The organism is Duganella alba (assembly GCF_009674495.1).
Lineage (GTDB): Bacteria > Pseudomonadota > Gammaproteobacteria > Burkholderiales > Burkholderiaceae_D > Rugamonas > Rugamonas alba.
Genome location: NZ_WKJN01000004.1, coordinates 143,451 through 157,378 on the forward strand (window position 1 = coordinate 143,451; position 13,928 = coordinate 157,378).

Below are 13,928 nucleotides of genomic sequence, written 5' to 3' on the forward strand. Positions count from 1 at the left end.
TTTTTATAGTGTTATTCGGATCAATACTATGAGAAACACAAATATCTATCCAATGATATTTTCGCGTTCTGCAATATCATTTTTGGTATGTCAGCGCAGCAGCCGCAGGCCGTACAGGCCGCCGGCGACCGATCCGTCGCGGGCGACGAACTTCACTACCAGCTTGCCAGCCGTTGCCGTACCGGGCGGCACGGGGTAATCGCGGCTGTACAGCTCCTGCGGGGCGCTGGCGTCCAGCCGCACTTCGGCCAGCAGCCTGTCGTTGATCAGGATATCGAAGCGGCGGCCGGCGTCTAGTTTTGAATATGTCAGCCGCAGGATGCGGGCTTCGCCTTTTTTGTCGGTCAGGTCGTAGCTGAACCAGCTGGTGGCGTGGCGCCAGTGTTTACCCTTGTTGATGCCGGCGTCCGCGCCTTCGGCCTTGAAGAAGTGATCGGATTCAGGCTGCTGCTCGCCCGGCGCCACCTGGTCGATTGTCTGGGCGTCAAGCGCGAGGCGTTCCTTTTCATCCTGCGCGGCTTGCGCGCGGCGGCGCGCCAGGTCGCCCGGCGTGGAATACGGCCAGTAGACGACGTAGCGCGCATCGTGCACGCGGAAGAATGGGACGAAGGTCGTCGGACCGGCGCTTGTCGACTGCACCAGCCCCGGCGCGGTGAAGGTCAGCGGCCGGCCGGGCACACGGCGGAATCGGCCGGCGAAGGCCGGACTGTCGCTCACCAGCACCGGGGCCCGCTCCAGCGGGCATACCGGTCCGCTGGCGATGTGCCCCATGCGCGAGTCGTCGGCCAGGTAATTCAGCTGCTCGCCGGGGAACGGATTGGTTTTCGCCGCCAGCACCAGGGGACCATGCAGCACCGCGTAGTAGGCGGATTTGTCCGGCATCTGCTCCAGGCGTGTGGTCATCGGCAGGTGGACGACGACTTTGTCGCCATCACGCCAGGCGCGGCGCACGTTGACGTAGCGGTCCGCGCCAATGGCGGCGGCCACTGGCTTGCCGTTGACGGTGATGCGCAACGCACCCTGCGCCACCCATTCCGGATAGCGGATCTTCAGCGTGAAGGTCTTGTTGCCCTTGACGGTGATGGTGCTGCTGTCTTCATCCGGGAAGCGGTTGGACTGGCGGATTTGCACGCCCTGCTCTTTCCAGTCCAGCGTGGATGGGATGAACAGGTTGACATACAGACTGTCGCCGCGATGCGCGTAGATGAATTCTCCATACTTGGCGTGGCTTTCGAGGCCGGAGCCAACGCAGCACCACATGGCTTTCTGCGGCTGCGAATAGACTCGGTAGTGGTTCGGCCGCATCGGCGTAAAGTAGACGAAGCCGCCGCTGCCGGGCCGCTGCGACGACAGGATGTGGTTGTACAGTGCACGCTCGTAGTAGTCGGCGTAGCTGCCCTTGGCGTCGCCGGTGAACAGCAGCTCCGTGAGCTTGAGCATATTGTAGGTATTGCACGTCTCCGGCCCTTCGACTTCTTCGATCATCGATGAGAAGTCTTTGTCGTCGTGGAAGTGCTCCTTGACGCTGTTGCCGCCGATGGCAACGGTGCGGTGATCGTGGACGGTCTGCCAGAAGAACGCCGCCGCACGCTGCCAGTCGCGGCGCGACGTGATGTCGCCGATGCGCTTGAAGCCGATGACTTTCGGGATCTGGGTATTGGCGTGCAGGCCAGTCAGTTGGTCCTTGTCTTCTTCCAGCGGCTGCAGGATGGCCTGGTGCGAGAAGCGGATGGCGAGGTCCATGTATTTCTGCTGGCCGGTCATTTGCGCGACATCGGCCAGGACTTCGTTCATGCCGCCGTGTTCCGCGCGCAGCATGGACTGCATCTGCTCTTCGGTCAGGTGCGAGGTCAGGTCCAGCGTCCAGTCGCACAGGGCGATCAGCGCGGTGCGGGCATCCTGGTTGCCGGCGTAGACGTAAGCATCGCGCAGGCCTGCATAGGTTTTGTGCAGGTTGTACCATGGCACCCACTTGCCGTTGACGGAGAAGTTGTCGGCCTGGAGTTTGCCTTGGACGATGTCCCGCCACGCGCTGGCGCCACCGGGGACGCCGCCGATGTAGCCGTCGCCGCTGGCGTGCTGGCAACGCTTGAGTTCCGCAACGAAGTAGTTCAGGCGCTTGAGGACTTCGCTGTCGTCGGTGGCGGCGTACATCAGGGCCAGCGCGGAGAGATAGTGGCCGCCCATGTGGCCATCGAGGCCGGTGGATTCCCAGTTGCCGTAAGTTGGCTGCTTGAGCGGCAGGCCGGCTTCACGCAGGAATGGCGCCAGCAGGCGGTCGGCGTCCAGCGAGAGGATGTAGCGCAGGTCGGTCTGCTGGGCTTCCAGGAATGGGCTTGGGCCGAGACGCACGGCGTTCAGCGGGAAAAGGGCGACCTGGCCGCTTTCGCGCGCAGCAGCATTGCCATCAGCTGCGTTGGCCGCGCCGCCCGTCGCCGATTCCGAGCCGCCGGCCAACGCGGCTGCCGGCATGCCGTTTTGCGCGGCCGGGGCGGTTGTGCCTTTGGCGAAAACGCCCTGCGACGCGACTGTGGCTGCGGCGCCGGCGGCCAGCTTCATTGCGCGGCGGCGCGAGGACTGGCTGGCCATTATTTCGCCGGCAGCTGGTTGCTGCGATACTTGTTCAGGTCCGCCTGATCGACGCTCGGCCAACCGGCGGCATCGAACTTCATTTCCATGATCTTGAGCTTTTGCAGATAATTGTCCGCTGTCTCGTAGGCGTGCAGCACCAGATAATCCTTGCCGTCCATGGTGTAGGCGCTGTTGTGGCCCAGGCCTTTCCAGTCCTTGTCGCCGGCGATCAGCAGCGAGCCGCCGCCCTTCACCATGTCGACGCCGTTCTTGTCCAGGTAGGGGCCGGTCACCTCTTTTGAGCGGCCGACCATGACGTGATAGGTGCTGTCAGCCTTCTTGCAGCACAAGCCGAACGACACAAACAGATAGTAGTAATCGCCTTTCCTGAAAATGAACGGCGCCTCGATCTCGCCCGGCCCCGCCTTCTCCGTGGCTGCGGCTTCGCCGCTGGTGCGGCTGGCGATGGCGTGCCACTCCTGCGGCTCGGCCAGGCCGGTCCACTCCCTGTTCAGCTTCACCAGTTTCAAGCCGCTCCAGAAAGAGCCGAACGACATCCAGGCATTGCCTTTGCCATCCTCGATCACATTCGGATCAATGGCGTTCCAGTCGTCGCGCACCGGCACCGACTGCAATACCATCCCCTGGTCCTCCCAGCGGTAATCGGGCGAGCGCGGATTCAACGTTTTATTGACGGTGACGCCGATGCCGGACGTGTTCTTGCCAAAGCCCGAAACGGAATAGTACAGATAGTATTTCCCGTCATGGAACTGCACGTCCGGCGCCCAGATATGATCGTCAAACGTCGGTGCGGCCTTCTTCGCCCACGTAGGCTGGCCCTTGAACACGCGGCCCTCCGGCGTCCAGTTCTTCATATCCTTCGAACTGTAGAAGGTGATGCCCGGCCCCGTGCTGAACACGTAGTAGGTATCGCCCTCCTTCGCCATCACCGGATCGTGCACGCTCACTTCCTTGGCCGAGCAGCCCATCGCAGCCAACACCAGCGCCACCGTCGATAAAACATACTTCATTGTGTACTCCGTTTAATTGCCAGTCCGCGCGCCCCAGATGGACACGCCGTCCACCGATTGCGCCGTCCACGTCACCACAAACGCACTGGCGTTGGTGTTCCACTGGCGCGACAGCACGCCAGCAAAAGTCCCGGTGGCTCCGAGCGCAATGGTGATCTTGTTGCCGCCGTCATGCTTCCACGTGCCGCTGGCCGTACCGGACACCGTACCATCCGCCGCCAGCACCACACTCTGCGACGCCTTGATGGCGGTCGAGATGTCCTTGCCGTGATTGATCATCTTGTACGTGCCCACCACATCCGCCGCCGTCACTTCCGCCGACAGCGTGGTCGAGTTCTTGCTCAACGGCGCATAACGGAACGGCGACACCACCAGCCAGCCGTCCGCATTGATGAACATCTCATGCACGCGGATCTGGTGCAGCTCACCGGTGCCAGGGAAGCGCGTATGGAAGATCAGGAAGTACTGGCCGGTGGACGCTTCATAGTAGGCCGAATTGTGGCCCGGCGATACGTAGCCCAGCGGCGTTCCCGTCTCGCCGGCCGCCAGCGCGAACTGGTAATTGCCCATGATCTTCTGACCATATGGCGCGATCGACGCATCGTCAAACAGCGGCAATGCGGGATTGGCCTTGACGTTGGCCATATCGTTGTCCTTGGCGTCCAGATACGGGCCGTCCGGATTCAGCGACCGCGAAACGCGCATGTTGTATGCACCGTTGGCATCCAGCCCGCCAAAGGACGTGAACAGGTAGTAGTACTTCGACTGCGGGCTGTACATCACATACGCGCCTTCGATGCGCGCGTGGTTGCCGCCCATCAGATGCTTGCCATAGCCTTGGCCCGGCTTCTGCAAGCCGGTGGCAGTGTCCATCTCCAGGATGAAGATGCCGCCCGAGTAGGAGCCGTAGATCATCCACAGCTTGCCGCTCTGGTCGAAGAAGGTGTTCGGATCGACCACATTCGGCATCGTCAGCGCATCGTAGATGGTGACGCCGTCTTCGCTCGGCAGGCCCCACATGCCGGACTTGAGCAGGATCTGCCTGTTGACGTAAGGGCCTTCCACCTTGTCCGCCACGGCGATGCCGAGGGCAGAGCGCGGCGAGTCGCCCTTGCAGGCGCAGTAGTAGTGATAGAACTTGCCGTCCGCGAGCTTGACCACGTCCGGCGCCCACAGGTCGGTTACCTGTGCCCAGGCGAAGGTGTCGGCCAGCGCGGTCACCACGTTGTTGAACAGCGGGTTGGTTGCGGTGACGTTGTCGGCGATCTTGGTCCAGTTCATCAGGTCAGTCGACCTGGCGGCGGCCAGGTGCGAACCGAATACGTAGAACGTGCCGTCCACCTTGATGACGGACGGATCGTGGACCGAGGCGTCGCCGAACGTGATGGTGGTTGGCGTCGGCGTCGGTGTGGTGGTCGGCGCAGGTGTCGAGGTGGCGGCGACAGTCCCGCCGCCTCCCCCACCGCCGCAACCGGTCAACAGCAGCGCAACGCCGCCCATGATGGCGCTACGGCGCGTGATCGGAATATCGTCCACGCGCTTACTCCACCGCCACCACGATCACGGCCTTGGCCGGAATCTTGACCGTCAGCTTTCCATCCGCGCCAGCGGCGGCGCTGAACGGTGCAGGCTTGATCGCGTTCGGCGACTGGAAGGTATTATGCGTATCCATCGCCGAGGAAGTCAGCACATTGCCCTTCACCGACTTGATGGACTGGCCCGGAATATTCAGCGCCACATCGGCATCCTTGTTCGGATTGGTGTTCACCAGCGCCAGATACAGCTTGCCGTCCGTGCCGCGCGCGGCCGAAGCGCTGATCTCCGGCACCTTGAAACCGCCGGCGCTGTAGTCCGGATTATCCTTGAGCGTCACCGGCAGCGAAGTCGCGCCCTGGAATGGAACGTACATCTGGTAGGCGTAGTAGGTTGGCGTCAGCAGCATCTTGTCCTTGTCGGTGATGATCATCGACTGCAGCACATTGACCATCTGCGCGATATTCGTCATGCGCACGCGCTCGGCGTGAGCGTGGAAGATGTTGAAGTTAAGCGCCGCAACCACCGCATCGCGCAGGGTATTCTGCTGGAACAGGAAGCCGGGATTGGTGCCCTTCTCCACGTCATACCAGGTGCCCCATTCGTCAACGAACAGGCCCAGTTTTTTCTCCGGATCGTTCTTGTCCATGGCGGCGCTGTTCTTCTGGATATGGCTTTCCATGCGCAGCGTGTTGGCCAGGGTGGAGATCCACTCATTTTCCTGGAAGCCGGTGGACGCGCCCTTCACTTCCCACTTGCCGGTCGGGATGGTGTAGTAGTGGAAGCTGATGCCGTCGGTCTGCTTTTTCACCTCCTTGCTCAGGACTTCGGACCAGGTCACATCATTGTCGTTGCCGCCGCTGGCGATGATCTTCGGACGATACTGCTTGGGCGCGCGCAGGAAGGTTTCCACCTGCTTGTACACATCCGAGTAGTACTGCGGGCTCATATTGCCGCCGCAGCCCCAGGCTTCGTTACCGACCGCGAAGTAAGCCACCTTGAACGGCTTGTCATGTCCATTCTTGCGGCGCATATTGGCCAGCGTGGACTTGCTGTCCGATGTCATGTACTCGACCCACTCCGACATCTCCTGCGCGCTGCCGGTGCCGAGGTTGCCGTTGACGTAGGCGTCCGCGCCCAGCATCTCAACCAGATCAAAGAATTCGTGCGTGCCGACGGCGTTGGATTCATCCACGCCGCCCCAGTTGGTGTTGACCTTGACCGGACGCTTTTCGCGCGCGCCGATGCCGTCGCGCCAGTGATATTCGTCGGCGAAGCAGCCGCCCGGCCAGCGCACCAGCGGCACGTGGATGTTCTTCAGCGCGCCGACCACGTCGTTGCGCCAGCCCTTGGTGTTCGGGATCTTCGATTTCGGGCCGACCCACAGGCCTTCATAGATGCCGGTGCCCAGGTGCTCGGCGAACTGGCCGTAGACGTCCTTGTTGATGACGGCGCCAGGCTTGGCGGCATCAATGGTCAGGCTGACCGCATCGGCCGCGAAAGCACCGCCGGAAGCCAGCATGCACAGGGCGAGTACGCCACGTTGGATTTGATTCATATCTCCGTCTCCTTGATTTTATAGTTGGATGACAAAGCCGCCATGCGGCTTGATGGTTACGACCACTTTTTTTCCGGCAGCGATGCTGCGCTGGCTGAAATCACGCTCGCCTTCGCCGTCGGTGATGACGACGCCTTGCTTCTTGCCGACGAAGGACAGATCCAGCGTCAGCGTTTTATCGGCCGTGGTGGCGTTGATGCCGGCGATGTACCAGGTGTCCCCGGCACGGCGCGCGATCACGGCGTACTTGCCGGGATAGCCGTCCACCAGCCGGCTGTCGTCCCAGCTGCGCGGCAGCTCTTGCATGAACTGTTTGACGTAGGCCGGCACGGTGGCCATGCCCTCGGGGATTTCCACAAAGTGCTGGATTCCCGACAGGTACAGCACCGATGTGGCCAGCTCAAAGCCGTTGCGGCTGGCGCGTTTGATCTTGGGGATGTCGCCAAACACCACCGGCGTAAAGTCCATCGGGTCGAACAGGTTGCGGGCAAAGGGCAGCATGGCGGCGTGGGCCGGCATCTTGTCTTCGTCCACCTGCTCGAAACTGGTGAACTCGAAGCCGCGCACCGCCTCCATGGTCATCAGGTTGGGCCAGGTGCGCGTCCACCCGCGCGGCAGCGTGGCGCCGTGGAAGTTGACCAGCAGGCCGGCGTCGGCGGCGTCGCGCAGGATGTCGACGTAGTAGGCGATCATCGACTGGCCATCGCCACCAAAGAAGTCGATCTTGACGCCCTTGATTCCCATATCGCGGATGCGCTTGAATTCCTTCACGCGCTGGTCGTGCGTCAGCAACTGGCTCTTGGGCGAGTATTCGGTCTTGTTCCAATCGCCCGACGAGTTGTACCACAGCAGAAGGCCGATGTTTTTTGTGGCGGCGTAGTCCGCGAGCTGCTTGATCTTGTCGTAGCCTATCTTGCGGTCCCAGTCGGCATCGACCAGCGTGTAGTCCCAATGCATGTCGGCTGCGTAGTCGATGAACTTTTTCTGCACATCGTAGACGGTGGCGTCATCCTTGAGGATGCCCCAGCTCCATGATGCGTGGCCGGGCTTCACCAGCGATGCGTCGAAGGCGATGGCCGGTGCGGCCAGGTCGGTCCCCAGCGTGGAGTTGGTGACCGCCGCCAGCGAGCCGAGGGCGACCAGGCGCCACGGTGACGTCAGCGTGCCTTCCACTTCCGCCATCAGACCGCCGTTGGTGTAAACCTCTGCGGGCATGGGATTGCCGATGCTGTATTTGCCGCCACTGGCGTCCTGCGCGAGGCGGGAGGCTTGCCAGGTGCCGTCCATATTGGCTTCGGAGATGGCGATCCAGTTGGCGCCTGCCTTGAACAAGGCCGGGAAGACCCAGCCTGCTTCCGTCGGCGACCTGGTGCCGGCCGGGATCTCCATCTGGTAGTGTTCTTCGTAGGATGGATTGGTGTTGCTCCATCCGGTTTGTGCGACAGCCATCGGCTGCAGCCAGGCCTTGGCGCCGGCAGGCAGCGCGAACGTGGTGTGCTCCTGTACCAGCTTTTTCAGCGGCAGCGATGGTTCGGCAACCACGTAGCGGAATGCAACGCCGTCGTTCGATACGCGGAAGGTGATGTCCATCTTCTGCTGCCTGGCGTTTTGCAGCGACCAGGTTTGTTCGTTGGCGCGGTAGCTGATGTCCTTGCGTTTGCCGACGGCCATCTGGTAGTGGTCTTCCACCACGCGCGGCGTACTTGTGGCGGTCAGTGTCAGGTCGTCGGTCAGATTGGCGCCGGCGAGTTGCAGGCCAAGATCGGAGGCCAGCAGGACAGGCTTGCCGTCGCGGGCGATGGCGTAAGTCAGTTTTCCATCCGCCTCGCGCACGGTGACAGCGATGTGCTGGTCCGGGCTGCGGAGCGCGGCGGTTTGTGCGGCAGCGGTCGGCGTGATGCCGACAAGGGATGCGGCGGCGCAGGTCAGCGCCGTGACTAAGGTTGTCTTCACCATGTTCCTACCATTTTTATGGTTGCTATACCCCGCCGCATCGATGTGCGGTGTCTCCGGGGGCGAACGGTGCTACTGCAGGCGGTTTATACCCAGCCTGCGTCGACGATGAATTCCTGCGCGGTGCACATGGCGCCGTCGTCGGCGGCCAGGAACAGCACCATCGATGCGACGTGCTGCGGCATCAGTTTGTTTTGCAAACACTGGTTGCGCTTGATGTCTTCCTCGCCGGCGTCGTCCAGCCACAGGTCGATCTGGCGTTGCGTCATGACCCAGCCTGGCGTGACGGTGTTGACACGGATGCCGTGCGCGCCGAATTCACGCGCCAGGCCGCGCGTCAGGCCGTGCGTGGCCGCCTTGGTGGTGGCGTAGGCTGGATAGCCGGCGTTCTTGACGTGCCAGGAGATGGAGCCGACGTTGATGATGGAGCCGGCGCCCTTCTTCTTCATGCCTTCCAACACCGCCTGGCAGGTGAAGAACATCGGACGCTGGTTGACGGCGATGCACTTGTCCCAGAATTCCTGCGTGACGTCGGCGGTTTCGTGGCGCTGGTCGTTGGCGGCGTTGTTCACCAGGATGTCGAAGTCGCCGACAAGGCCGGATAGTTCGGTCATCGTGGCTTGCAACGCCGGGATGTCTGTGATGTCACACTGGCGGAACAGCGGTTCGGGATAGCCGGCTTCCTTCACGCGGCGGATCAGCGCCAGACTGGGATCGCGGGCGATGTCGACGAAAGCGACTTGCGCGCCCTGCTCGGCGAACGAAATCACCATCGCTTCGCCGATGCCGGTGCCGCCGCCGGTGATGAATACGCGCTTGCCGCGCAGGCTGCCGAACTTGGCCAGTTGTGTCATACAGTCTCCGTTATGTACGTCTATTTTATTTTCGAGTCAATTCGCCATCGCGGCGCAGCCAGGTGGCCGAGCCGTTGTCGCGCAGGACTTCAGGCAGCAAGGCCTGCGACAGGTTCTGGTAGCTCACCGGACGCAGGAAGCGCGAGATCGCGCCCGTTCCAACCGACGTCGAGCGGCCGTCCGAAGTCGATGGGAACGGACCACCGTGCACCATGGCGCTGCATACTTCCACGCCGGTCGGATAGCCGTTGGCCAGGATGCGGCCGACTTTACGTTCCAGCACTGGCAGCAGCGACTGCGCCGCTTCCAGATCGCCCTCGTCCATTTGCAGCGTGGCGGTCAGCTGGCCTTCCAGCTTCTCCGCAACCTGGCGCAGTTCCGCTACGTCCTTGCACGCCACCACCAGCGAAGCCGGTCCAAAGATCTCTTCCTGCAGCGCATGCTGCGACAGGAAGGACGCAGCGCTCGACACGAACAGCGCCGGAGCACCCTTGCCTTCCGCCTGCGGCGCCAGCGCCAGAGTCTTCACATCCGCATGCTCCACCAACTGGCTGACACCGCGCGCGAAGTTGCCGGCGATCCCCGGCGACAGCATCGAGCAGGCCGCACCACCCACCAGCGCCTGCGACGCTGCGGCGGTAAAGCGGTCCAGATCAGGGCCGGCGATCGCCAGCACCAGACCAGGGTTGGTGCACAGCTGCCCGACGCCCAGCGTCAGCGAACCGGCGAAACCAGCGGCGATATCTTCGGCGCGGTTTTTCAGCGCCTGCGGCAGCAGGAACACCGGATTGATCGAACTCATTTCCGCATACACCGGAATCGGCACCGGACGCGCGGCCGCAGCGGCCATCAACGCCATACCGCCGCCACGCGAGCCGGTGAAGCCGACCGCCTTGATGGCCGGATGACGCACCAGCTCAATACCCAGCTCATTGCCAACGCCGGTCAGCAGCGAGAACACGCCAGCCGGCAGGCCGCAGATCTCGACCGCTTTCACCACAGCGCGGCCGACCAGCTCCGAGGTGCCCGGATGCGCAAAGTGCGCCTTCAGCACCACAGGGCAGCCGGCGGCCAGCGCCGACGCGGTGTCGCCACCGGCCACAGAAAACGCCAACGGGAAGTTACTGGCAGCGAAAACAGCCACAGGGCCAAGGCCGATCATGCGCATGCGCAGGTCGGGACGCGGCGGCGTCCGATCCGGCAGAGCTTTGTCAAAGCGCACATCGTGCCACGAGCCTTCGCGCAGCAGGTTGGCAAACATTTTCAGCTGACCGACGGTGCGGCCACGCTCGCCCTCGATACGGACGCGCGGCAGACTGGTCTCCGCCATCACGCGCTCCACCAGCTCATCGCCCAGCTCCATGATCTGGTCGCCGATAGTTTCGAGGAAGTAGGCGCGCTTGTCGTCGCTCAGCGCACGGAAGGTGTCGAACGCTTCGTCGGCCAGGCGGCAAGCCTGGTCGATCTGCGCTGCGTCCACGGTGCGGAACTCAGGTTCGATGACCTGGCCCAGCGCCGGGTTGTAGGCACGGACGCCAGCGCCCGTGCCCTTGACGGCTTTGCCGCCGATGAGTGCATCACCGGTAATGATCATAGGGTTTTCACTTTCGCGACTTCGGTTTTAAACACGGCCAGCTTGTTGCGCAGGGCCGGACCAAATTGCGGCGAGTCGATTTCAAAGGTTTCGCCAGGCTGCACGACAATGTTATCAGCCACGCTCAGGGTTGCGGTGCCGAAGAAATGCACGTGTACGTCGCCCGGACGCTTGAACAGCGGGTACTTGAAGTGGTGATGCTCCAGGTTGGCGATGGTGTGCGACATATTCTGTTCGCCGCTGAAGAACGGCTTCTCCCAGCGTACCTTGCCTTGCTTGTCGTAGATGCGCGAAGTGCCTTCGATGCTGGCGGGCGCTTCGCCGACCAGCAGCGCAGGACCCAGGCCGCAGACGCGCAGCTTGGAGTGCGCCAGGTACAGGTAGTTCTGGCGTTCGGTCACGTGGTCCGAGAACTCGTTACCGATGGCGAAGCCGACACGATATGGCTGGCCGTCGTCGCCGATCACATACAGACCGGCGACTTCCGGTTCTTCACCGCCATCCAGCGCGAAGTCCGGCATCGCCAGATCCTGGCCGCTGGCGGCAACGATGGAACCATCGCCCTTGTAGAACCATTCCGGCTGCACGCCGGCGCTGCCGGCGGCTGGCTTGCCGCCTTCCACGCCCATGCGGAACATCTTCATGGAGTCGCTCAGCGATTCGACGTCGCCGCCGATTTTCTTGTGCATGGCGTCGCGGGTGTCGGCGCTGCCCAGGTGGGTCAGGCCGGTGCCGGTGACGTAGGTGTGGGCGTCGTCGGTGTGATCCAGCGGCGACAGCAGGCGGCCGGCCGCGGCCACGGCGTCGAAGGCCGTGGTTTGCGCACCAACCGATTTGTCCACCAGCGCGGCCAGGCCGACCGATTTGCGGATCGCATCCTGGGCCAGCGCGTAGGTCGTGCTGTAGCCGCCGATGATGCGGATGGTGTTCTGTTCCAGCACGCCGACCTGGCGCGCGCCTTGTTCGTTCTTGAATTGTACGAGTAGCATGAAGAGTCTCCGGATTAATGCGAGTGGCGTGGCACGGCGGAACCGCGATTCCCGACCAGGAAATCGAAGTCGCAGCCTTCATCGGCTTGCAGCACGTGCTCGATGTACAGCTGCTGGTAGCCGGTCTTCGGTCCAGGCGCGCTGCCCTGCACGCGAACCGCCTGGCGTGCCGCCATCTCTTCGTCCGAAATCTCCAGGTTCAGCAGACCGCCGGCACAATCCAGCGTGATCCAGTCGCCATCCTTGACGATGCCCAGCGGACCGCCGGCCATCGCTTCCGGCGCCACGTGCAGCACCACGGTGCCGTAGGCGGTGCCCGACATGCGCGCATCCGAAATCCGCACCATATCCTTGACGCCAGCCGCCAGCAGCTTCGGCGGCAGGCCCATATTGCCCACTTCCGCCATGCCCGGATAACCTTTCGGGCCGCAGTTCTTCATCACCAGTACCGAGTCCTTGTCCACATCCAGGTTCGGGTCCATGATGCGCGACTTGTAGTGCTCGAAGTCCTCGAACACCACGGCCTTGCCGCGATGCTGCATCAGCTCCGGCGTGGCGGCCGATGGCTTCAGCACCGCGCCGCGCGGCGCCAGGTTGCCGCGCAGGATGCAGATGCCGCCGTCCTTGCGAATCGGATTATCCAGCGTGCGGATGACTTCCTCGTCGTAGATCGGCGCGTCGTTGCAGTTTTCCCAGATGGTCTTGCCGTTGACGGTAAGCGCGTTCGGGTGCGGCAGGATGTTACCGTCGCCCATGCGGCGGATCACGCCCGGCAGGCCGCCGGCGTAATAGAACTCTTCCATCAGGAAGCGGCCCGACGGCAGCAGGTCGACGATGGTTGGCGTGCCACGGCCCACGCGGGTCCAGTCTTCCAGCTCCAGATCGACACCGATACGGCCGGCGATGGCCTTCAGGTGGATCACGGCGTTTGTCGAACCGCCGATGGCGGCGTTGACGCGGATCGCGTTTTCAAAATTCTCCTTGGTCAGGATCTTCGACAGTTTCAGATCCTGCTTCACCATCTCGACGATGCGGATGCCCGACATATGCGCCAGCACATAGCGGCGCGCGTCAACGGCGGGGATGGCGGCATTGTGCGGCAGCGAAGTGCCCAGCGACTCGGCCATGCAGGCCATGGTCGATGCGGTGCCCATGGTGTTGCAGGTGCCGGCGGAACGCGAGTGGCCCGCTTCGGCGCCGATGAAATCGTGCATCGAGATTTCGCCAGCCTTGACCTGCTCGTGCAGTTGCCAGACGGCGGTGCCGGAGCCGATGTTCTTGCCGTTCAGTTTACCGTTCAGCATCGGGCCGCCGGTGACGACGATGGTTGGAATGTCGACCGAGGCGGCGCCCATCAGCAGCGCAGGCGTGGTCTTGTCGCAGCCGACCAGCAGGACGACGCCGTCCATCGGATTGCCGCGTATGGATTCTTCGACGTCCATCGACGCCAGGTTACGGGTCAACATCGCGGTGGGACGCAGATTCGATTCGCCGTTGGAGAAGACCGGGAACTCGACCGGGAAGCCGCCGGCTTCGTAGATGCCGCGCTTGACGTGTTCCGCCAGTTTGCGGAAGTGGGCGTTACAAGGGGTCAGTTCAGACCAGGTGTTGCAGATGCCGATAATCGGCTTGCCTTCGAATTCGTGATCAGGAATGCCCTGATTTTTCATCCAGCTTCGATACATGAAGCCATTTTTGTCCTGGGTACCAAACCACTCGGCGGAGCGCAGCTTCACCTTTTTGTCATTCTCAGACATCATTTCTCCTCAGTATTTTCCTGTGCGGAAGCCTGAATATCACGCCTCCGCATCGATAAGGGATACTAAGATGTACTGAGATAACTTT

Annotated in this window: 9 protein-coding genes; all 9 read right to left on the minus strand. The window is 62.5% G+C overall.

The genetic code is table 11. From position 1 onward, the window contains the following. Positions 1-90: 90 nt before the first annotated feature. Positions 91-2,589, minus strand: a complete 2,499-nt coding sequence (locus tag GJ695_RS05485; protein ID WP_229260468.1) for a glycoside hydrolase family 127 protein — start codon at positions 2,587-2,589, stop codon at positions 91-93. Further along, the gene (locus GJ695_RS05490; RefSeq protein ID WP_154362684.1) at positions 2,589-3,602 is read right to left on the minus strand and encodes an arabinan endo-1,5-alpha-L-arabinosidase; all 1,014 of its coding nucleotides are present in this window, start codon (positions 3,600-3,602) and stop codon (positions 2,589-2,591) included. Before GJ695_RS05490 ends, GJ695_RS05485 begins: the two co-directional genes overlap by 1 nt. A 12-nt stretch (positions 3,603-3,614) precedes the next feature. Beyond that, positions 3,615-5,138, minus strand: coding sequence for a glycoside hydrolase family 43 protein (locus tag GJ695_RS05495; protein ID WP_371866491.1), 1,524 nt, complete (start codon positions 5,136-5,138; stop codon positions 3,615-3,617). A gap of 4 nt (positions 5,139-5,142) precedes the next feature. Beyond that, on the minus strand, positions 5,143-6,693 hold the full coding sequence (locus GJ695_RS05500; RefSeq protein WP_154362686.1) for an alpha-N-arabinofuranosidase: 1,551 nt from the start codon (positions 6,691-6,693) through the stop codon (positions 5,143-5,145). Positions 6,694-6,711: 18 nt separating this feature from the next. Next, positions 6,712-8,649, minus strand: coding sequence for a glycoside hydrolase family 97 protein (locus GJ695_RS05505; protein WP_154362687.1), 1,938 nt, complete (start codon positions 8,647-8,649; stop codon positions 6,712-6,714). 83 nt (positions 8,650-8,732) lie between these two features. Beyond that, on the minus strand, positions 8,733-9,500 hold the full coding sequence (locus GJ695_RS05510; RefSeq protein WP_154362689.1) for an SDR family NAD(P)-dependent oxidoreductase: 768 nt from the start codon (positions 9,498-9,500) through the stop codon (positions 8,733-8,735). 25 nt (positions 9,501-9,525) lie between these two features. After that, positions 9,526-11,094, minus strand: a complete 1,569-nt coding sequence (locus GJ695_RS05515) for an aldehyde dehydrogenase (NADP(+)) (protein ID WP_154362691.1) — start codon at positions 11,092-11,094, stop codon at positions 9,526-9,528. Next, on the minus strand, positions 11,091-12,083 hold the full coding sequence (gene araD1, locus GJ695_RS05520) for an AraD1 family protein (protein ID WP_154362693.1): 993 nt from the start codon (positions 12,081-12,083) through the stop codon (positions 11,091-11,093). Before araD1 ends, GJ695_RS05515 begins: the two co-directional genes overlap by 4 nt. A gap of 14 nt (positions 12,084-12,097) precedes the next feature. After that, positions 12,098-13,840 carry an IlvD/Edd family dehydratase gene (locus GJ695_RS05525; RefSeq protein WP_154362950.1) on the minus strand — a complete coding sequence of 581 codons (1,743 nt, stop codon included), beginning with the start codon at positions 13,838-13,840 and terminating at the stop codon, positions 12,098-12,100. Positions 13,841-13,928 lie beyond the last annotated feature (88 nt).